Raw genomic sequence first — 20,776 nt, forward strand, 5'->3', positions numbered from 1 at the left:
TCGGCGGCCGGACCCAGCCCTCGTGCCGTACTCAAGCTGCACTCAAGCTGCACTCAAGCAAGGCTCCACCACGGCACGGGCAGCAAGTGGAATCTCCCCATACCGTATGGGCGGCACCGCCGAACCGCCCCGTGCCACTGGCCCTCTGGAACGAAGGAATACCGACGTGTCGGACACTTCACTGGCAACGCAGCCCCTCTTGCCGAGGAGCCGGCTGAGAGCGATCGTCGGCGCGCTCGTGCTGGCCGCACTGCTGGCGGCGATGGACATGATGGTCGTCAACGTGGCGATGTATTCCATCATCAAGGACCTCGACCCCCTGCACGGTGTCGACGACAGCCGTTGGGTTCTGACCGTCTACACCCTCGCGCTGGGCGCCGCGACCCCTCTGTACGGAAAGCTGGCCGACCGGCTCGGCGGCAAGTCGGTCATGTTCGTCTCGCTCGGACTGTTCCTGGCCGGCTCGCTGCTGTGCGGCATCGCCCAGAGCATGCCCCAGCTCATTGTCTTCCGGGGCTTGCAGGGCCTGGGCGCCGGCGGTCTGATGACCGTGGCGATGGTGATCGTCGCGCAGATCGCACCGCCCAAGGACCGGGCGAAGTTCGGCGGGTACGTCGGTGGCGTGACCCTGCTCGGAATCGTGATCGGCCCGGTGATCGGCGGCTTCTTCGCGGACACCCACGTGATACTGGGGCTGACCGTGACCTGGCGGTGGGCATTCCTGATCAACGTCCCGCTCACCGTCCTCGTCGCTGCCGCCCTGGCCCTCTCCCCCAAGGTCCCGGTCGAGCGGCGCACGTCCCGGATCGACTTCACCGGCGGCGGCCTGATCGTCCTCGCGGTGTGCGCGGTGCTCCTGGTGACCGAGTGGGGCGGCAGCCGGTACTCCTGGACCTCGCTGCCGGTGATCGGCACGGGCGCCGCGGCCCTCGTACTCCTGGCGGCCTTCGTACGGCAGGAGTCCCGGGCCGGGGACCCGATTCTCCCGCTGGCCCTCTTCCGCAACAAGGTCTTCCGAATCACGGTGCCCATTTCGCTGCTCGGCGGTTTCGCCCTGCTCGGCATGGCCTTCTACATGGCCCTGTACCTGCGGATCGTGCGCGGACTCGACTCACTCGACACCTGCCTGCATCTCCTGCCGATGATCCTGGGCATGCTGCTCGGCATGCTGATCACCGGCTCGTTGGTCTCACGGTTCGGCCGGTACCGGCCCTTCCCGCTGATCGGCAGCGCCCTCGCGGCTGTCACCATCGGCCTGTGCGCGACTCTGACCACCACGACCTCAACCTGGTTGCTCAGCATCTACCTCGTCGGATTCGGCCTCGGCATCGGCCAGTTGACGCAGGTTCCGACGGCCGCGGTGCAGAACACGGTGGACTTCTCCGAAGTCGGCACCGCCTCGACGGCGGTGGCGTTCGCTCGGATGATGGGTCAGTCCCTGGGCCCCGCGATCTTCGGCTCGGTCGTCGCGGCCGCATTCACCTCTCAGCTGCCGGCCGCTGCCCAGGGGGCCGCCGCGGACGACGGCAACATCAACGTCACGGGGTTGCTCGCGCTCTCCCCCGCTCTCCGGAGCGAGGCACTGGGCGCCTTCCTCGACGCGCTGCACTCGGCGTTCCTGCTCGGTGCCGGCACGCTCGCACTGGCCTTCACGTGCGCGCTCTTCTTCCCCGAGCCCAAGGTGCACGACGAGACCGACACCGCACCGGCCGCAGCTGTCCGCGCCCCGTCGGCCGGCTGACGCGTCCTTCCCGCCATGGCGACACTTCGCCCACCCGAAAGCGTCGGCCCCCAGGACCCGGTCGTGGTCCTGGGGGCCGACGTCCCGCCCGGAGGCCGGGGTGCGGTTCCTAGCGGGCGGTGAGCTCCGGAACACAGGCGTCGAGGTAGTTGTCGAGCACGCCCCGGAAGTAACCAGGGCCGAAGCCCATTCCCGCGACCGCCGGCACCAGGGCACGCAGCTTCTCGGTCGACACCGGCTGGCCCGCCCGGGCGGGCACGTAGTCGCGTACGGCACGGGTGCCGAGCCGCTGCTCGATGCAGGTGATGATCTCCTCTACCGGCACCGCATGGCCACTGGCCACGTTCACCACCTCGTGGTTCACCCCGCGCTCCAGGAGCTCGTCGATCACCTGCACGACATCGGTGACGTCGATGAGGTCGCGCGAGGCGCCACGCAGCACACGGACCGTCCCGGAGACGATCTGGCTCGTCAGCGCCGGCAACAGCAGATGCGGCGGCTCACCGGGCCCCACCACGTGGGCCAGGCGCAGGATCAGCCATTCGAGACCCGAGGCGCGCAGTACCGCTTCGAGGCCGAGCTTGTGCCGCCCGTACGCGGTACCCGGACGCACCGGGCCGTCCTCCCGCCCCGGCCCGCCCCGCAACGCGTACATGCCGGCTGAGGCCGTCGACAGGAAGACCAGCTTCCGGCCGTCGTCGGCGCAGCGCTCCATCAGCTCGTACAACCGCTCGGCCTCCCTGCCGTACTCCGCCAGGGAGGTGTCGCCGGTGGCGGACACCCCCGCCGCCAGCACGCACACACCCGGGTGGCGGCCGGCGAGCGGTGCCAGGTTCCCGGCCAGGAATCCTCTCCCGATGATCTCCATACCCGTGCTCTCCCTCTTGCTCTCTGTTCTCCGGCTCGCTGACATCTTGTGAAAGTCCGCTCAACTGCTGCTCGACGCACGGGTGCCGACCACGTCCCGCCAGGCGAGCCGCACCGAATCGGTGAGCGGGCGGGACGGCGCCCAGCCGAGCAGGCGGCGGGCCCGGCCGATGTCCACCCTCTGGGTGCCACCGACCGCCCGCAGCCGCGGCGCCGCAGCGGACATCTCCGACAGGCGTACGGACAGGCCGGCTTCGGCGATACACAGCTCGACGAGATGGCGCACCCGTACGCTGTTGCCCCCCGCGATGTTGAGGACCTCACCGCTCACGGGGCCGCGGACCGCGGAGGCCACGGCGAGCGCCACGTCATCGGCATCGACGAAGTCCCGGCGGTCACCGAGCGGGGCGAGACGCAGCAGTGCGGGACCTCCACCCGCGCGGGCGGCGGCGAGCTGGGCCAGGACGGAGCCGAGCAGGCTCTCGCCGGGGGCGCCGGGCCCCACCAGGTTCGCAAGGCGCAGCACCAGACCCGTGAGCCGCCCGTCGCGGGCGGCACCGAGCACCTCCTCGGTACCGGCGAGTTTGGTCGCCCCGTACGGTGTGGTGGGGCGCGGCACCAGTTCTTCGCGGAGCCGGCCCCGATCGGGCCCGTACTCGTGCACCGAGCCGAGCTGAATGAACCGCGGCGGGGCCGGCAGTGCCGTGGCCGCGCTCACCAGCGTGCGTACGAGCGCGGAGTTGGCCCGTTCCATCTCCTCGGGCCCCGCGCCCCAGACGGCGCCTGCCGCGTTGACGACGGCTTTCACCCGCTCGGCCCGCAGCAGCCGCGCGGTCTCGACCGGGCCTGCGGCGACGGGATCCAGCCCGACCGGGCGGACGCCGGGCACCGGCACCCGCCCGGACCGGCTGACCGCCAGCACGTCATGACCGAGCCCGGCCAGGACGAGGCAGACCCGGCGGCCCACGAACCCGGTGCCGCCGAACACCGCGATCCGCGCGGCCCCGGGCCTTCCCGCCAGGTTCACCTGGTTCACCTCCGGGAAAACGCTCCAGGCCGCACGCCGGTCCTGCTCCGCCGTGCGGAGCGCGCAGGGCGCGGGCCCGCCGGGCGGCCGCTTCCGCATCACCTGACTTCAGCGGCCGCGCTCGGCGAAGCGGCGCCGCCCGACCCGGCGCGGTCCGCGGCCTGCGCCGCCACCCGTCGTCCGGCCCCGGGGCGCAGCCCGCACTCGGCCAGCGCCGCGTCCGGAGCTCCCGCCGTCAGATCCGGTCCGTCGGCGGCGAGATAGCCGTCCGGGCGTATCAGCAGCCATCCACCGGCGGTCACCCCGAGGTCGGCGGCGAGCCGCCCGCCGGGGTCGGCGAGCGCGCCGGGCGCTGCCGGGCCGACGAGCCCGTGGGACACCGCCCCGCCGCCGGTCGCCACAGCGGAGCGCACCGAGAGGGACGGGTAAGCCTCCACAAGCCGCTCAAGCTCCGTGTACCGGCCGGGCTCGGGGAACGCGAGCAGCGTCCAGCCGGGGCGGCCCAGCTCGGCCAGCAGTTCCTGCCAGGCAGGCACCCGAGTGAGCCCGTCCGCGTCGACCCGGGCGACGCGGTCGCCCGGTGCCAGGACTCCGCCGGACGGTGAGCCGACGGACAGGGCGCTGTCGGCGTACGACAGGCCGAGGGCCGACATGCCGCCCATGATCTTGCGCTCGATCTTCGACTTCAGTGGCGGCACGGAGCGGAGGAAGGTGAACGCGGTCCTCAGGAAGGCAGCTGCCGTGCGGCTCCGGAGCTGGACCAGCAGGGTGGCCATGCGGGTCGACTTCAACAAGGTCGCACCGACCGGCACCCGCTCGGTGCTGTACGACTTCAGCAGCCCGGCGCCGGCTTCACCGTGGATCACTGAGGCCAGCTTCCAGGCCAGGTTGACCGCGTCCTGCACACCGGTGTTGAGGCCCTGCCCCGAAGCGGGGCTGTGTACATGGGCGGCATCTCCGGCCAGGAAGACCCGGCCCTTGCTCATCTGCTCGATCATGCGCTGCTGGATGGTGAACACTGATACCCAGCTGGGCGGTTCGACCATGACCCGGCGCCCTGTTCCGGCCTCGATCTTCGCGGCGAACCGCCGGGCCACGGCCTCGTCACTCTCGTACGACGCGTCGGCGGTGTCGAGGAGCCGCCACTTGCCGGGGTCCGGGAACGGCACCATCATCACGGTGCCGGCCGGGGTGCGCATCCAGTGGATGCTGTCGCGCGGCAGGCCGCAATCGACCACCGCGTCGGCGATCAGCCAGGTCTCGCTGCTCTCGCCGATCAGCGGCATACCCAGCTGCTTGCGGACCGTGCTGTGTCCACCGTCGCAGCCGACCAGCCAGTCGGGAGTAACCGTCTCCTCGGTGCCGTCCGGGTGACGGAGTGTCACCGAGACCGTGTCACCGGTGTCCACGAACGACTCCAGCCTCACCCCCCACTCCACCTCGGCCCCGAACCGGGCGAGTGCGGCACGCAGCACCCGCTCGGTGACCACCTGGTCCACCATCAGTGTGAACGGGAAGCGGGTGGGGAGCCTGCTGTAGTCCGTGTCGAAGCGGACCAGGCGGCAACCGTTCTGGTGCAACGTGAAGTGCTCGACACGCTGTCCTCGCGGCAGCAGTTCGCCGAGGATCCCCATCTGGTCGTACGTCTCCAGGGTCCGCGCGTGCGTGGCCAGGGCCCGGCTGGTGACGGCCGGCCCGGCCGCCGCGTCGACGATCCGGACCCGCACCCCGTGCCGGGCCAGCTCATGGGCGGCGGACAGGCCGACGGGGCCCGCGCCGACGACGAGGACCTGTGCGCTGTCGGTCATGCGCCCGCTCCGTTCTCCTGATCGTGCTTGGCCTTCTTCCACCAGCCAGGGTTGTCCCGGTACCAGGCGACGGTGTCCGCGAGACCCCGCGCGAAGGGAATCCGCGGGACGAAGCCCAGTTCCTCCCGGATCTTCGTGTCGTCGAGCGAGTAGCGCAGGTCGTGGGCCTTGCGGTCGGCCACCTTGCGCACCGAACTCCAGTCGGCGCCCAGTTCGTCGAGGAGCTGTTCGGTGATCTGCCGGTTGGTCCGCTCGTCGCCGCCGCCGACGTTGTAGATCTCGCCCGGTCTGCCGCCGGTCAGCACGAGCTGAACGGCCCGGCAGTGGTCGTCGACGTGCACCCATTCGCGGACGTTGGCGCCGTCGCCGTACAGCGGCAGCTCGCGGCCTTCCAGAAGGTTGGTGACGAAGAGCGGTATCAGTTTCTCGGGGTGCTGGTAGGGCCCGTAGTTGTTGGAGCAACGGGTGATCGAGACGTTCAGGCCGTGGGTGCGCCAGTAGGCACGGGCGATCAGGTCGGATCCGGCCTTGGACGCGGCGTAGGGGGAGTTGGGCAGCAGCGGCCACTCCTCCGTCCAGGAACCCTCCTCGATGGATCCGTACACCTCGTCGGTGGAGACGTGCACGACACGGCCCACGCCGGTGCGCAACGCGGCCTCCAGGACGTTCTGGGTGCCCCCCACATTGGTGCGTACGAACTCCGCGGCCGACGCCAGGGAACGGTCGACGTGCGACTCGGCGGCGAAGTGCACCACCGCGTCGTGGCCGGGTAGCAGCCCGAGCAGCAGGTCGAGATCGCACACGTCGCCCTTGACGAAGTCGAGCCTCGGCCCGGGTGCCGGGAGGTTGTCGCGGTTGCCCGCGTAGGTCAGTTCGTCGAGGACGGTCACCCGGGCGTCCTCGTAGCCGGCGTAGCCGCCCGTCAGCATGGTCCGTACGTAGTGAGACCCGATGAAACCGGCTCCGCCGGTGACCAGGATTCTCATGCCGCCCTGCCTTCTTGAGTGGGTCCCGTGAGTCCGCGACTCCGGGACTGCGCGGGTGGGGCAGGGATGGCTTTCACGCCGGCTGCCCTCGATGGCTCAGATGGCTGTGCCCCCTGCTCCACCACTTCTTCCGGATCGCTGACCTGGCTCTGCCGGATCCGGCCTCCCGTGCCTTCTCCGACCGCGAACGGAACGAGGGCTGCCCCTGCGCGGTCCGCCCCCCACTCCGTCTCGTCGCTTGGCTTCAGCATCAGGCAGCCACCTCGACCTGGGTGTGATCGCCGACCACCAGACGGTGGCGGCCCGTGCTGTGCACGCCGGTGACGGCGGCGCCGCGGCCGATGAGGGAGCCGTGGACATCGCGCACCCCGGAGACCGTCACACCGTCCAGCGCGATGGAGTGCCCGAGCCGGCTGCCGGTGAGCACGCAGTTGTGGCCGATGGCGGTGTACGGGCCGATGTCGCTGTCCGCGACGACGCTGCCCGCGCCGATCACGGCGGGGCCCTCGATGCGCGAGTTGAGGATGCGGGCCCCGGTCTCCACCAGGACCTCGCCCACCAGCACACTGTCGGCATCGACCTGGCCCTGGACCGAACCGCTCAGCCCGTCGAGAAGTTGGCGGTTGCAGTCCAGTACGTCCTCGACTCGGCCCGTGTCCTTCCAGTAGCCCGCGTACTCCCGGGCCCGTACGTCCGCGCCCTCGGCGACCAGCCACTGGATGGCATCGGTGATCTCCAGCTCACCGCGGGCGCTCGGCTCGATCGCGGCGACCGCCCGGTGGATCTCCGGGGTGAAGAAGTACACGCCGATCAGCGCGAGATCGCTCTGCGGCTCCTGCGGCTTCTCCACCAAGCGCAGCACAGTGCCGTCAGCGGCGATCTCCGCCACGCCGAAGGCACGCGGGTCAGCGACCTTGTACACGACCACTTCGGCGGCCGGCCGGCCCGCCCGGAAGTCCTGAGCGATCTCGGTGACGCCCTCCGGCAGCATGTTGTCGCCGAGGTACATCACGAAGTCGTCGTCGCCGAGAAAGTCCTGGGCGATGGCGACGCAGTGGGCGAGTCCGAGCGGACGCTCCTGCGGGATGTAGACGATCCGTGCGCCGAACCGTGACCCGTCGCCGAGGACGGCCTCGATCTCCGGCCTGTGCTCACCGACGATCACCCCGATCTCGGTGACGCCGAGCGCGAGGATGTTCTCAAGCGCGTATTCGATCACCGGGCGATTGGCGATCGGTATGAGTTGTTTGGGCATGGAATAGGTGAAGGGGCGAAGCCGGGTGCCCGACCCGCCTGACAGCACCAGAGCCTTCATGAAGTCCTCTTCTCAAGGTGATTCTCAAGGTGTTGGCGGACAGCAGGTTGAGAATGTGAGGTCATGGTGGAGTGACGCTGGACAACCGCTGCCGCCCCCGCACCCGGGTCCGGGCGCCCTGCTCGAACCCGGGATGCGGAACGTGGGCGAACGGGAGTCAGGCAGCGAAGGACCGGGCGGCCTGATGGGCAGTCACGTGGACTGCCTCATCGGCCGACCCGATGGCGGGGGCCGCGCAGACGGCGCGGGCCTCGCGGTACGCCTCGGCCGTCGTCCACCACGACGCGAACGTGTACAACCCGGGCTTGACCAGCGAGCGGCTGAGGTCGGCGTGGCGGAAGCCCTCACGGCCCGCCAGCTCGGCCACGTACCCGGCCCAGGCCTTTTCGCAGGAGTCCGGGTCCAGCTCGCTCAGCAGGGTTTCCACGACGACGACCGGGGTGAGCGGTACGGCTTCACCGGCGCGCAGCACGTTCATGGACGGCTCGGCCACGACGTCCACGAGCTGGTGGAACTCCTCGGCATGCGCCTGGAAGACCTCGTCGCCGAGCACCTTCTGGAAATCCTGCGGCGTGCGCCAGCGTCCGATGTTCACATAGACGTCCGGGCGCTCGGTGAGCCGCACTGCCTGATGCGAGTCAAAGCCCTCCTGCTCGCGCATCCACGCGACGTGCTGGAGGAACCGGCGCTCGAAGTCTCCGGCGTTCTCGGGGTCCTTGAGAGTGAAGGTGTTGACGACGGTGAAGAGCTTCGGGCCGCACGTGGCATCGGGTTTGCCGGCCATGGCTGACCGCCTTTCTCGGAGAGTGATCCTTCAACGGGCAGCCGTGAGCATGGCCCGAGGGGCTCGAAGCGGCCTCAAGGGCGCCTGGACACCCGGGCGCGCGTATGCGGAAGGGGCGGCCATGCCGCCCCTTCCGCATCGATCCCTCTCTGCTCCGCCGCTCAGTCGAGGAGTTCCTCAGCGATGCGGATGTCCTGGTTGCCGTACGCGACGGCGTTCAGGATCTTCCGGTAGAGCGGGGTGTGCCGCACTGCGGCGGCCAGCTTCGGGCGGACCCGGGTGGCGAAGGTGCCGTGCGACAGCATCGCCTTGCTCTGGACGGACTGAAGCCGTGCCACCCGGGCGATGTCGGGTGCCCGCCGCTGCTCGAACACGCCGAGCGCCGCCGCGCCGGCGTCACCCCGGCGTACCGCGTCCACCAGAACCGGGTGAGCCACCACCGCGTCCTGCACGGCCAGGTTGATGCCCTGGGCACCGATCGGACTGTGGGTGTGTGCCGCGTCGCCGATCAGCAGCAGCCCGTCGACGGCCCACCGGTCGGCGCGCCCTGAGAACACATCGAGCAGGCTCACGTCGCGTACGGAGGAGAGCTGTTCGTGGACGAGGTCCGCGTACTCCGGTACCGCGCGGGCGAGTTCGTTCTTGACATGCCCGAATCCGCGCCCCAGCACCGCCTGGTAGCCCTTGTGCGGCAGCGTCCAGCCGACCTGGATCCGGTCGGGGAAGGAGTCGTACGCGAGGACCGGACTGCCGCCTGCCCGGAACACCCGTACGTCCCTGGTACGGCCCGGCTCGGCCTCCGAGCGCCGTAGCTTGAACCACAGGACGTCCAAGTCGAACGCCTCGACACGGCCCGCACCGATCCCGGCGAGCTGCCGGGTCTTGGAGAACCGTCCGTCGGCGCCCACTACGGCCAGCGCGCGCACCTCGACCGGGCCCCCCGCGCCGTCAGCCCGCACCCCGGCCACCCGGCCTCCCTCGCGCGGGAGCGCGGACAGCCGACGCCGGTCCAGGTAGGCGAAATCGGCGAAATGGCGGCAGTGCAGGAGAAGTTCGCTGAGCAGGTGGTCCTGCGGAATGCTCAGCAGGTGGTCGTAGGGGGCCGGCAGCGTCCGGTAGTCGATGTCGAGCAGCACCCGGTCCCGGTCGACAAGGCGGAACCGCTCGTGCTCGTGTGCTCCCCGGGCGCGGGCCCCTCCGAGGACGCCCAGCCGGTCGAGCAACTTCATCGCGCCCGGCTGGAGTATCTCCCCACGGAACTCCCGCTGCGCGCCGCCGTGCTTCTCGACCACGGCCACCCGCACGCCGGACTTCAGCAGCAGCAGGGCCAGGACCAGCCCCGCGGGGCCGCCGCCCACAATGCAGATGTCAGTGGCGATCTTCTCGGAGCTCATTGTCCGCCCTTCTGCCTTTCCTCGTCTTGCCTTCGCCGTCCCGCCCGGAGCCGACGACCGTCAGAGCAGGCCGAGGCCACCGTCCGCGGTGATCACCTGGCCGTGGATCCAGCGGGCCTCGTCCGTGCAGAGCAGCGCCACGACGTCCGCGATGTCGTCCGGAGTGGTCAGCCGTCCCGCCGGGGTACGGGTCGCGAGCGCGGCCAACGCACCGGGGTTGACGGTGCCGGGCCCCTTGTCGATCTTCGCGGTGGCGACGGCGTTGACGGCGATACCGCGGCCGGCGAGCTCCACCGCCAGATAGCGCACCAGGCTCTCCAGGGCCGCCTTGGCCAGGCCCTGCCCCACGTACTGGGGAATCACCGAGCGGGCTCCGCTACTGGAGACCGCGATGATCCGTCCGGGCCTGCCCGCCATCGCCCCGGCGAGCAGCGGCGCCGCCGAGAGCAACGGGCCGACCCCGGCCGCGATGTCGGCACCCACCAGGTCGGGGTCCGCGCCCACAGCCGGAGAGGGGTGCCAGGAGGCCGCGCTGTGCACGAACACGTCGATGCCGCCGTGGTCCGCGCGAACCCGTTCGACCAGGGCCCTCAGCTCCTCGGGCCGGGTGACGTCGACGCGCACCGCGACGGCTCCGCCCCTGAGGCCTGACATCTCCGCGAGGGCCGCATCCGCGTCGGCCTCGCTGTGCGCCCAGGTCAGCACCACCTGGGCGCCGGCCGCACAGAGCTTGCGGGCGACCGCGAGGCCGACACCCCGGGTGGCGCCGGTAATGACGGCGACACGGTCCTCCAGGCCGAGGCTGCCGCCGTCCCGCAACGCGTGGTCGGTCATGCCACCGCCTCCTGCTGCGCCCCGGCGGCAAGCCGTGCCGCGAACTCGTCCGCGATCAGCCGTCGCTGGATCTTGCCGTTGCCCGAACGCTCGATGCCAGGCACGAACTCCACGTGGTGCAGGTGCTGGTAGTACGGCAGGCGCTCCGCGACGTACGCCGTCAGTTCGCCGAGCAGAAGGTCCAGGTCGGGGGAGGCCCCTTCGGTGAGTACCACTTGGGCCGCGGCCACCGCACCACGACGCTCGTCGGGAACCCCCACGACGACCGTCTCGCGCACCCGAGGATGTCGGGCGAGGGTCCGCTCGATCTCCAGGGGCGCCACCAGGAAGTTGTCGCACTTGAAGACGTCCTGCAGCCGGTCCACCACGAACAGCCGGCCGCTCTGGTCGATCCGGCCCACGTCGCTGGTGGTGAACCAGCCGGCCCCGTCCGTGCCCGAGCCGTCGGGAAGCCCGAGATAACCCTTCATCACCTGCGGCCCGCGCAACTGGACCTCGCCCAAGGAGCCGGCGGGCAGCACGGCCCGGGACTCCAAGTCGACGATCCGGCACTCGGTGTCCCGCACCGGCCGTCCCACCGAACCGTGCACCGGATCCGCGGGGTCGTCGCTGTGGGTCAGCGGCGACGTCTCGGCAAGTCCGTACCCCTGGATGACGGGCACACCGAAGCGTTCGGTCAGCGCCCGGGCCGCCGGTACGGGGAGCGCGGAGCCACCGGACGCGATCAGGCGCACCGACGTCAGGGCGACCCCGTCGAGGCCGGGCGCCCCGGCGAGGCGGGCGAGCCGGACCGGCAGGCTGTAGAAGTGCGTCGCCCCGGCGCGGTTGGCCTCCTGGACCGCGTCGGCCGGGTCGGGCGCGGTGCAGAGGATCTGGGTGGCGGCCGCCCGCATGGCCGAGTTGAGGTGCATCGGGTGGAACGTCGGAAGATGGTTGAGGGTGACCGAGCCGGCGTCCAGTCGGTGCGCCTCGGCGATCTGTGCGGCGTTCACCGTCAGGTTGCGGTGCGTCAGCCGTACGCCCTTGGGCCGGCCGGTCGTACCGCTGGTGAACTGCACACAGGCCACGTCGTCCGGGTCCGGAAGGGGGTCCGGGGCCGACGCGGCCGACGCGCGGTGGGCGGAGCGCGCGATGAGGCCGGCGAGGGTCTCGGCGCCGGGGACCGGGTCTTCGGGCGCGGGGCCGATGAGGACCAGGTGTCGCAAGTGCGGCAACCGGTCCCTGAGCGGTACCAGCCGCGCGTACAGTGCCGCGTCGACGAGGGCGACTTGTGCCTCGCAGAGGGCGAGCACCTTCAGTATCCCCTCCTCGCGCAGCAGCGGGTTGACCACGGCGGCGACATGGCCTGCCCGGACCGACGCGTAGTAGGCGACGGCGAAGTCGGGGTCGAGGACGGAGGCGACGGCAACCGTCGCGCCCTGCTCCGGGACGAGTTCCCGCAGCGCGGCCGCGGCCGCGTCGACCTGACGCTCCAGGCCGGCGAAGTCCACGCTGCGCCCACCGGACCGGATCGCGGTGCGCTCCGGGTGTGCCGCGGCCGCCTCGGTCACCAGGAGGTCGAGCCGGAAGCCCGCGCGGTCAGCCACGACGGGCCTCCGCGTAGGCCTTGGCGTGGCCGAGCGTGGCGCGTGAGTTGGTGCTCAGGGCGCCCTGGATGAACGTGCGGGCCTCGGCGACCCCGGCGTCCTCGCCCAGGATCCGGGCGATGTTGGCCGTGTTGAGGGTAACGGTGTGCTGGGAGGTGGCCAGCAGGCCGTCGCCGTCCTCGACGAGGTGCCAGTACCCGGTGTGCAGCAGGAGCAGGGCGGGCAGCGTGATCTGCTTGTACACGATGCGCTCGTGCGGGAAGCAGACACGTATCGACTTGGTGGTGTGCGCCGAACCGTCCTTGGCGAGGGTGTCCATCTCCAGGACCTGGAGCCCCGGGGCGTCCTCGGTCAATTCGACCCGGCTGACGTGCGGCAGGCGCTCTGTCCACCGGTCGGCCTCGTTCAGGAAGTCGTACACGTCCTTGGTGGCGCCCTCGATGCGCACGGAGTCCTCGAAGGAGAAGGTCAACTCGGCCTCGTGGGTGGCACGTTCGACGTTCCTTTTGAGGGACTCCAGCTCCGACCTGCTGTTCCGGTCGACGGCCTCGTCGATCCAGCGCAAGGACTCGGGGTCGTCCTCGACGGCGCGGTAGTCGTGGAGCAGCCGGACCCTTGTGGTCTGCTCGTCGACGGGCTCCAGGATCCAGGTGCCGCCCATCGCGGCCACCGGCGGCGCGGGGACCTCCTGACGGAAGGTGATCCGCAGCGCCTCACTGTCGAGGATGCGGTGCGACGTCCAGTTCTTGGCGGCCCCATTGGCGGTGGCCCAGATCCGGATGCGCTCCTCGCTCCCGCTCTCCTCCACACGGTCGACGTGGACGCTCGGCGGGAAGATCACCGGCCAGCCGGTCACGTCGGCGATCAGCCGGTAGATCTCGGCGGCCGGCGCCTGCACGGTGACGGTGTGCTCAACCTCGCGGATGGTCATGGGGGTCTTCCTCAGCTCTCTCGTGGTACAGGGATGTCAGAAGTTGCCGAGGCCGCCGCAGACGTTGAGGGCCTGGGAGGTGAGCGAGGCGGCTGTGTCGGTGGCCAGGTAGCCGATGAGGCCGGCCACCTCCTCGGGGGTCGAGTACCGGCCGAGCGGGATCTTCGCCTGGAACTTGGTGAGGATCGCTTCTTCGGAGGTGTCGTACGCGGCTGCGTAGCCCTGCCGTACGCGCTGCGCCATCGGGGTCTCGACGTAGCCGGGGCAGACCGCGTTGACGGTGATCCCGGTCGGCGCCAGCTCGTTGCCGAGCGCCTTGGTGAAGCCGACCACGCCGTGCTTCGACGCTGAGTAGGGGGCGCCGAGGACCACGCCCTGCTTGCCCGCCGTCGACGCCACGTTGATGATGCGGCCCCAGCCCCGCTCACCGATGCCACCCTGGCGCAGCACGGCGCGGGTCACGAGAAAGACGGAGGTGAGGTTCGTCGCGATGACGTCGTCCCACAGCTCGTCCTCGATGTCGGCGGTGACTCCGCCGCCGGAGCGACCCGCGTTGTTCACCAGGACGTCGATACGGCCGTGCCGCGCGACGACGGTGTCCACCAGCTCGCGCACGTCCTCCGCACTGCGGACGTCGGCGGCTGAGCCGTCGGCCTCGTACCCCTCGTCCCGCAACTGCTTGACGGTGAGAGACACATTCTCGGCGTTGCGTGCGCAAATGAACACCTTCAGGCCCGCACGGCCGAGCTCACGCGCCGCGGAAAGGCCGATGCCGCTGGTCGCCCCGGTGATCAGGGCCACCTTCTGCTCCGTACCCGACATGCTCGGTGCTCCTCTGGAAAGTGAAGAAATAGGAAGTTGAAGAAAGAACCGCCTGTGAATATCCGGGCCGGTACTCGACCCGCGATCGAGCGTCGGTGGACGTTCGCCGGTCGACCCGCGTTCGAGACGGGCACGAGGCGGACGGCCCAGGCTCGGTGCGTCACCACCATGGTGACCATGCGTGTTCACCGGGGAGAAAAGGGACGACCATGACTGTGACGGACGAGGCAACCACCTCCGGCACCGGTGCGCTTTACCACCAGATCCAGCAGTTCTACGCGCGGCAGATGCAGCTGCTCGACGACGGGCGGGCGGAGGAATGGGCCCGTACGTTCACCGAGGACGGGGTGTTCGCCGCCAACGCTCACCCCGAGCCGGCCGTCGGCCGCGCCGGCATCCACGCCTCCGCCGCCAAGGCCGCCGAGGAGTACCGGGCCAAGGGCGTGCAGCGTCGGCACTGGCTCGGCATGGTCTCGGTCGAGCCCAGTGCCGACGGCTCCGTCTCGGCGCGCTGCTACGCACTCGTCATCGAGACCCCGCGTGGCGGTCAGGCCGCGATCCGGGTGAGCACGCTGTGCGAGGACAGGCTGGTCCGCGACGGAGCCAACTGGTTGGTGGAACACCGCCAGGTCACCCGCGACGACCTGCTCTGACCCTCCCGGGCCGAGCAGGCCCCTGGCCCCACCTGAACGGCTGCCCCCGTCCCGCATCCCCCTCGGGACGGGGGCAGCGCCATGTCCGTGCGCTGCGGGACGGCGTACGACGGGCAGGAACGATGTTCGGGACGTACGACGAAGGCGACGGCCGAGGCACTCCGAAGTGCCTCGGCCGTCGCCGTACCCGTCCGGCCGGGTCAGGCCGCGCGGGTCTGCTCCACAGCGAGCGCCGCGTTGATGAACTCCAGCAGGAGCCGCGGTGTGCTCGCCTCGGCGACCGTGTCGTCCGAGAGCTGGATGCCGTAGTCACGCTCGATGCGACCGGTGGTCTGCAGCACCGCGAGCGAGTCGTAGCCCAGTTCGTCGAAGGACGTGTCGAGGACGTCTCCGCCCAGGTCGACCGTCTCGTCCTCGCCCGCGCACTCCCTGAGTACTCCGGTCAGCTGTTCCAGTGTCATCTCGGTCATCTTCCTTGCTCCACTCTGTGATTCGTTATGCGGTTCGGACGTTGAGCAGGCACTCAGCCGGCGGCGGTACCCGGCGCCCGGACCACCGCCGCCGCGTTGAAACCACCGGCTCCCCGTGCGAGGACGAGGACGGTGCGCAGGTCGCGGCGTTGGCGCGGGACACCCGTCACCAGATCGAGCTGAACGCCGTCGGCGAGCCGGCCGACATGGACCGTCGGCGGGAGCACCCGGTCCCGGATGGAGAGGAGCGCGGCCGCGAGGTCCAGCGACGCGCCGCCCGCGGACAGCCGTCCGGTCATCGTCTTCGGGACCGTTACCGGCACGCCGTACGGGCCGAACACCGCGGTGATCGCCTCCGCCTCGGCACGATCGAGGTCCGGCACCCCGGCAGCGTCCGCGAAGACGACGTCGACGGCGCCATGCGTCAACCCGGCGTCGGAGAGGGCGAGTTCGATCGCGCGGCGCAGTCCGGATTCGCCGCCGGTGCCGGGTCGTGGGTCGAACGTGGCCGCGTAGCCGGCGAGTTGCCCGTAGACACGAGCGCCTCGCTCGCGCGCCGCCTCCGCGTCCTCCAGGACGAGGATGGCACCGCCCTCGCCGGGCACATGGCCCGAGGCCTCGGCGTCGAACGGGACGTAGGCGCGGCCCGGGTCGTCGCTGACGCTCTGCCGGCCTCCGGCGAGCTGCGCCGTCCAGCCCCACGGGCAGACCGCCCCGTCCACGCCGCCAGTGACCATGAGGCTGCTGCCCTTGCGCAACTGGCGCCGCGCCTGGGCGACCGCGTCGAGCCCTCCGGCCCCCTCGCTGACGATCACCCCGCTGGGACCTCGCAGCTTGTGCCGGATGGAGATCTGGCCGGTGTTGACGGCGTAGAACCAGGCGAACGACTGGTACGCGCTGACGTACTGGCCGCCCTTGGACCACAGTGCCTCCAGCTCCTTCTGGCCGAACTCGAAGCCGCCGGCGGAGGCCGCGGTGACCACGCCGGCCCCGAACTCGGGCAGCGCCCCGGCGTCCGCCCCGCAGTCGTCGAGGGCCTCCTGAGCGGCAACCAGGGCAAGCCTGGTCATGTGGTCGGTTTGCGGAAGCAGACGGCTGGGGATGTGCTCTCGGGCCTCGAATCCCGGCACCTCGCCGGCCAGGTTGGCCGGGTAGCCGGAGGCGTCGAAGCGTTTCACGGGCCGGATGCCGTGTTCGCCGCGCAGCGTCGCCGCCCACCACGCCTCGGTGCCCAGGCCGTTGGGCGCCGCGACGCCGATGCCGGTGAACACCGCGCGAGCGGCGCCCTGCCGGGCGGCGGAGACGCTGCTCCCACTGTCTCGTTCCAGGACGTCGCCGCTCACGCGGTGGTCCTCCTCTCGGGCCGGGTGAGCACCATGGCGCTCTGGAATCCGCCGAATCCGCTGCCGACGCTGAGCACGGTGTCGATACGCCGGTCCCGGGCTTCCAGCGGGGTGTAGTCGAGGTCGCATTCCGGGTCCTGCTCGTGCAGGTTGGCGGTGGGCGGGACTACCGCGTGCTCGATGGCCAGGGCACTCGCGGCGATCTCCAGCGCACCGATGGCGCCCAACGAGTGGCCGATCATCGACTTGATGGAACTGATGGGTGTCGCGTAGGCGTGGCTGCCGAGGCTCCGCTTGAACGCGGCGGTCTCGTGTCGGTCGTTCTGCTTGGTGCCCGAGCCGTGCGCGTTGATGTAGTCGACGGACGTGCGGTCCAGGCGTGACTCGTCCAGGGCCACCCCGATCGCCTCCGCCATCTCCCTGCCGTCCGTGCGCAGCCCGGTCATGTGGTAGGCGTTGCTGCGCGAGGCGAAGCCGGCGATCTCGGCGTAGATGTGGGCGCCTCGCGCCCGTGCGGCCGCCAGCTCCTCCAGGACGAACACCGCCGCCCCCTCCCCGAGCACGAAGCCGTTGCGGGTGGCGTCGAAGGGGCGAGACGCGGTCGCCGGGTCCTCGTTGCGCGGCGACGTGGCCTTGATCGCGTCGAAGCAGGCCACGCTGATCGGCGATATCGGGGCGTCGGTTGCGCCCGCGATCATCACGTCGGCGGTACCCTCCCTGATCAGCTCCACGGCATGGCCGACGGAGTCGAGCCCGGAGGTGCATCCCGTGGATACCACCGCGACCGGGCCCTGCGCGCCGACCGCCCAGGCGACCTCTTTCGCGAAGGAGCCGGGCACGAAGTAGTCGTAGAGATGGGGCACCGCGTACTCGGGGTCCACCAGCCACTTCGACCCGCCGGAACTGACGACGTTGTATTCGGTGTCGAGGCTGGTGGTGGCACCGACCGCGCTGCCGATGGTGACGCCGGTGCGGAACGGGTCGAGCCGCTCCACGTCGAGGCCGCTGTCGGCCACCGCCTCCCCGGCGCTGACCACCGCGAACTGCGCGGCCCGGTCCATCCGGCGCACCTCCTGGGGGCCGAGGCCCGCAGCGACCGGGTCGAAGTCGACCTCGGCGGCGATCCTGGAGCGGAACGAGGTGGCGTCGAAGTGGCTGATCGCACGCGTCGCGGTGCGCCCGCTGGTCAGCAGCGACCAGAACTCCTCGGTGCCCACCCCGCCGGGCGCCACCACCCCGATCCCGGTGATGACCACACGTCGGCTCATGCCTGTCCCTTCCGTTGACGCGCCGCTCCCGCCGCGACGCATCGCGGTTGCTGTCCTCTCACGTCCGTACGACCTCTCTGCCCGGTCCTGTGAAGTGTTGCTGTTGCTCTGCCGACCCTGCTCCCACCTGCTCAAACGGGGCTCGACTTGAGATGGAGATCCGGGGACGGGGAATGCGGGAGAGGCTCGGTCCGGGGGCGAATCCCGGGAAGATGCCGCTCAGTTCCGTACGCAGCAACGCGGGCAGCGACCGGTCCCGTACGAAGAGGTGGCCACCGTCGACGGTGCGCGTGCGGAAACCGGCAGCCGCGTAACGACCCCACTGGGCGACCGCCTCGGGCCGTGCCACCGGGTCGTCGGCGCCGGCGAGCGCCAGAACGGGCATCCGTAGCCGTGCCCCGGCGCGGCGCACCAGGTCCTGGCCGAGCCGCAGGTCGTCGCGGAGCGGCGGCAGCACTCGGCGCCGGAAGATTCCCGCAGCCCGCTCCTCGTCGATCGCCTCCGGTGGCATGATCCCCTTCTCCACCAGGAGACCGAGCAGCCCGATGTCCACCAGTTCCTCACTCCCGGTGAGGGGCGAGCGCAGATGCGGGGGTACGGCCGCGCCGATCACCACCGCACGGGGAGGACACCCGGTGAGCTGGCGGGCCGCGGCGAAGCTGTACGCGACGAGTCCACCGAGGCTGTGCCCGTACAGCACAAGGTCGCGCCCTTCAGCGAGGGCGGCGAATGTCTCCAACTCGGCGAGCAGGGCGGACAGTTCAGTGACCCTGGGCTCCCGAACACGGGTGTCGCGTCCGGGTAGCAGCACCGGCACGACCTCGGCCGCCGCGCCGAACTCCGTCTGCCAGCGCGTGAAGGCCGACACCCCGGCACCCGCATGGTGGAAGCAGAGGAGCAGCGGCGGGCGTGAGTCACCGCTCACTCCTCGACCAGGGCCACTGCCCTAGTCCATCCCGCCCCCGCTCCCGCGATCTTGACGGGGAAGCAGGAGACCTTGAATCCGTGTGCCCTGGGCAGCTCGGCGAGGCCGGCGAGCCGTTCGATCTGGCAGTACTCGCGGCGCCGCCCGGCAAAATGCGCGGGCCACAGCACCGAGCGGTCACCGGTCTCCTGGTACGTACGGATCATGTGTCCGAACGGGGCGTCCAGGCTGAACGCATCGGTGCCGATCACTCTGACGCCCAGATCGAGCAGGTGGTCGGTGGCGGCCCCGTCGAGGCCTGCGAAGTCGGTGAAGTAGCGCGGGGTGCCCACCCACTGGGAAGCCCCCGTGTTCAGGAGCACGATGTCCAGCGGCTGCGGCCGGTACCCGGCCTCGGCGATCGCCTTCTCGATCTGCTCGACACCGATGGTGCCGACGCCGGATTCCGTGAGGTCCAGGACGACCGCGGGCCGCAGGAACCAGTCCAGCGGCATCTGGTCAATGGTGCGCGGCGTCCCGTATTCGCCCACCGAGCCGTAGTGCGCGGGGGCGTCCACATGGGTGCCGGTGTGGCTCGTCAGCGTGAGCGTGTCCAACGAGAGCAGTTCACCGCCCGGCAGGTCCCCCGGATCGAATTCGATCCCGAAGTGCTCCTTCATCTCGTCGGCCATGTGCCGCGCACCCTGGGCAGGTGTCAGGATCTCGTGCACCACAGGGTCGGGCTCCCAGAACGAGGCGTCCACGGGCGAGGAGAGATCAATGACGCGTACTTCGGGCAAGGCAGCCCCCTAGGCCGTTCGATGCGGGTCACGGTCCGGTCGGACCACCCCCCGCACCTTGCCCCCCGAAGCTCGACACCAAGTCGAGTACGGGTCGCCCCGAGCAGGGACAACCCCGTCTCGACGTCCGGTCAGGCTGCGAAAAGGTTGAGCACGCGGCGGCGGTCGCTGCTCCTGTCCGGCTCCAGGGCCAGATCGGCGGAGAGCACCGCCTGCTGGAGACGACGCAGCCGGGGGGAGGGTTCGAGACCCAGTTCGTCCACGAGGCGGCCGCGAAGCCGCTGGTAGACCTCCAGCGCCTGCCAGGGGCGGCCGCATCGGTAGAGGGCCACCATGCGCTGGGCGTGCAGACCTTCGTGGAGCGGGTGACGGATGGTCAGTTCGCTGAGTTCGCTGAGCAGCGCACTGTCCCGGCCGAGCCGCAGATCGGCCTCGATCCTGCGCTCCAAGGCGGACAGCCTGCTCTCTTCCAGACGCGCCAGCTCGACTTCGAGGATCGGCCCGGTCCGCACGTCGACCAGCGCCTGCCCCCGCCACAGGCCCAGTGCCTGGCCGAGATGGGCGGACGCCGCCTCGTCGTCGCCCCGCTCGAAGGCGTCCCGGCCGAGCGCGGCGAGCCGGTCGTACTCCTCGACGTCCACCTCGCCCGGCTGGAGCTGCAGGAGGTAGCCGCCGTGCCGGGTGACCAACACCTCTCGGGCGACGTGGGCCGAGTCGGTGCCGTAGGCGGCGATGAGTTTGCGGCGCAACTGGAGGATGTACGTCTGCAGAGTGGTGGAGGCGCTGCGCGGAAGGTCGTGCCCCCAGATCTCCTCCATCAGCGTCGACACGGGAAGCACCTGATTGGCACGCACCGCGAGCAGCGTAAGAATCTGCCGGGGCTTCGCCGCGCTCGGGACGACGGACTGGCCTCCCACCTCGGCTTCCAGCGGCCCCAGGACCTTGATCTCCATGATTCCCCTCACTGTGCCGTCCAAGGGCCATCACCCCAGACCGGCTGTCCCCATTGAGCGAACGTTGAACCGAACGCTTTTTGAGCCTCGCCCACACAGGTCACGAATTCCAGTGCCTCCCTCCCCATTCTGGGCATGACCCGCTCCCGCATCCACCATGAGTTCTTCACACCACTCGTCCGTGAGGGCGGCACCGGTGTACCTCCGCGCACTGCCCAGTGACAGCCGGAGGCTCTGATGTGAATGTCACGGTCGCCCGAAGCACCGGAAACACACATGATCATTTAAGA

General features: G+C 70.5%; 19 protein-coding genes. 2 read left to right on the plus strand and 17 right to left on the minus strand.

Features of this window, described 5'->3' with window-relative positions; all coding sequences use genetic code 11:
- Positions 1-166 precede the first annotated feature (166 nt).
- On the plus strand, positions 167-1,741 hold the full coding sequence (locus ACWDZ7_RS19995) for an MFS transporter (protein WP_451798541.1): 1,575 nt from the start codon (positions 167-169) through the stop codon (positions 1,739-1,741).
- 109 nt (positions 1,742-1,850) lie between these two features.
- Here the strand turns inward: ACWDZ7_RS19995 and ACWDZ7_RS20000 are convergent, their stop codons facing one another.
- The 11 genes from ACWDZ7_RS20000 to ACWDZ7_RS20050 all read right to left on the minus strand — a co-directional run bounded on the left by ACWDZ7_RS20000 (position 1,851) and on the right by ACWDZ7_RS20050 (position 14,095).
- A complete protein-coding gene (locus tag ACWDZ7_RS20000; protein WP_451798542.1) occupies positions 1,851-2,609 on the minus strand; it encodes an NAD-dependent epimerase/dehydratase family protein in 759 nt (252 codons plus the stop codon).
- A 60-nt stretch (positions 2,610-2,669) separates the two neighbouring features.
- Positions 2,670-3,734: an NAD-dependent epimerase/dehydratase family protein gene (locus ACWDZ7_RS20005; protein WP_451798543.1), complete on the minus strand. Its 1,065-nt coding sequence runs from the start codon at positions 3,732-3,734 to the stop codon at positions 2,670-2,672.
- Complete coding sequence (locus ACWDZ7_RS20010; RefSeq protein WP_451798545.1) at positions 3,734-5,443, minus strand: FAD-dependent oxidoreductase; 1,710 nt, start codon at positions 5,441-5,443, stop codon at positions 3,734-3,736. Before ACWDZ7_RS20010 ends, ACWDZ7_RS20005 begins: the two co-directional genes overlap by 1 nt.
- Positions 5,440-6,429: a dTDP-glucose 4,6-dehydratase gene (gene rfbB / locus ACWDZ7_RS20015; RefSeq protein ID WP_451798547.1), complete on the minus strand. Its 990-nt coding sequence runs from the start codon at positions 6,427-6,429 to the stop codon at positions 5,440-5,442. Before rfbB ends, ACWDZ7_RS20010 begins: the two co-directional genes overlap by 4 nt.
- 250 nt (positions 6,430-6,679) lie before the next feature.
- Entirely contained in the window at positions 6,680-7,744 is a 1,065-nt protein-coding gene (locus tag ACWDZ7_RS20020; protein WP_451798549.1) for a glucose-1-phosphate thymidylyltransferase, read from the minus strand.
- Between the two features lie 157 nt (positions 7,745-7,901).
- Positions 7,902-8,528, minus strand: coding sequence for an antibiotic biosynthesis monooxygenase family protein (locus ACWDZ7_RS20025; RefSeq protein ID WP_451798550.1), 627 nt, complete (start codon positions 8,526-8,528; stop codon positions 7,902-7,904).
- Positions 8,529-8,689: 161 nt separating this feature from the next.
- Positions 8,690-9,922, minus strand: a complete 1,233-nt coding sequence (locus ACWDZ7_RS20030) for an FAD-dependent monooxygenase (protein ID WP_451798552.1) — start codon at positions 9,920-9,922, stop codon at positions 8,690-8,692.
- Between the two features lie 60 nt (positions 9,923-9,982).
- Positions 9,983-10,756, minus strand: a complete 774-nt coding sequence (locus tag ACWDZ7_RS20035; RefSeq protein ID WP_451798554.1) for an SDR family oxidoreductase — start codon at positions 10,754-10,756, stop codon at positions 9,983-9,985.
- The gene (locus tag ACWDZ7_RS20040) at positions 10,753-12,342 is read right to left on the minus strand and encodes a class I adenylate-forming enzyme family protein (RefSeq protein WP_451798555.1); all 1,590 of its coding nucleotides are present in this window, start codon (positions 12,340-12,342) and stop codon (positions 10,753-10,755) included. Before ACWDZ7_RS20040 ends, ACWDZ7_RS20035 begins: the two co-directional genes overlap by 4 nt.
- A complete protein-coding gene (locus ACWDZ7_RS20045) occupies positions 12,335-13,273 on the minus strand; it encodes an aromatase/cyclase (RefSeq protein ID WP_451798557.1) in 939 nt (312 codons plus the stop codon). Before ACWDZ7_RS20045 ends, ACWDZ7_RS20040 begins: the two co-directional genes overlap by 8 nt.
- A gap of 36 nt (positions 13,274-13,309) precedes the next feature.
- Positions 13,310-14,095 (minus strand): SDR family NAD(P)-dependent oxidoreductase, encoded by a 786-nt coding sequence (locus ACWDZ7_RS20050; RefSeq protein ID WP_451798559.1) that lies wholly within the window; start codon positions 14,093-14,095, stop codon positions 13,310-13,312.
- 209 nt (positions 14,096-14,304) lie between these two features.
- On the opposite strand from ACWDZ7_RS20050, the gene ACWDZ7_RS20055 reads away from it, so the two are divergent.
- Positions 14,305-14,748: a nuclear transport factor 2 family protein gene (locus ACWDZ7_RS20055; protein ID WP_451798560.1), complete on the plus strand. Its 444-nt coding sequence runs from the start codon at positions 14,305-14,307 to the stop codon at positions 14,746-14,748.
- A 200-nt stretch (positions 14,749-14,948) separates the two neighbouring features.
- Here ACWDZ7_RS20055 and ACWDZ7_RS20060 read toward each other — a convergent pair whose 3' ends face one another.
- The 6 genes from ACWDZ7_RS20060 to ACWDZ7_RS20085 all read right to left on the minus strand — a co-directional run bounded on the left by ACWDZ7_RS20060 (position 14,949) and on the right by ACWDZ7_RS20085 (position 20,486).
- Positions 14,949-15,218, minus strand: coding sequence for an acyl carrier protein (locus ACWDZ7_RS20060; RefSeq protein WP_451798562.1), 270 nt, complete (start codon positions 15,216-15,218; stop codon positions 14,949-14,951).
- A 53-nt stretch (positions 15,219-15,271) separates the two neighbouring features.
- On the minus strand, positions 15,272-16,489 hold the full coding sequence (locus ACWDZ7_RS20065) for a ketosynthase chain-length factor (RefSeq protein WP_451798708.1): 1,218 nt from the start codon (positions 16,487-16,489) through the stop codon (positions 15,272-15,274).
- A 68-nt stretch (positions 16,490-16,557) separates the two neighbouring features.
- Entirely contained in the window at positions 16,558-17,829 is a 1,272-nt protein-coding gene (locus ACWDZ7_RS20070; protein WP_451798563.1) for a beta-ketoacyl-[acyl-carrier-protein] synthase family protein, read from the minus strand.
- Between the two features lie 58 nt (positions 17,830-17,887).
- Positions 17,888-18,754 (minus strand): thioesterase II family protein, encoded by an 867-nt coding sequence (locus tag ACWDZ7_RS20075; protein ID WP_451798565.1) that lies wholly within the window; start codon positions 18,752-18,754, stop codon positions 17,888-17,890.
- Complete coding sequence (locus ACWDZ7_RS20080; RefSeq protein ID WP_451798567.1) at positions 18,751-19,533, minus strand: cyclase family protein; 783 nt, start codon at positions 19,531-19,533, stop codon at positions 18,751-18,753. Before ACWDZ7_RS20080 ends, ACWDZ7_RS20075 begins: the two co-directional genes overlap by 4 nt.
- 131 nt (positions 19,534-19,664) lie before the next feature.
- Positions 19,665-20,486, minus strand: a complete 822-nt coding sequence (locus ACWDZ7_RS20085; protein ID WP_451798569.1) for an AfsR/SARP family transcriptional regulator — start codon at positions 20,484-20,486, stop codon at positions 19,665-19,667.
- Between the last annotated feature and the right edge of the window lie 290 nt (positions 20,487-20,776).

The sequence above is a fragment of the Streptomyces sp. NPDC003032 genome (genome assembly GCF_053591415.1).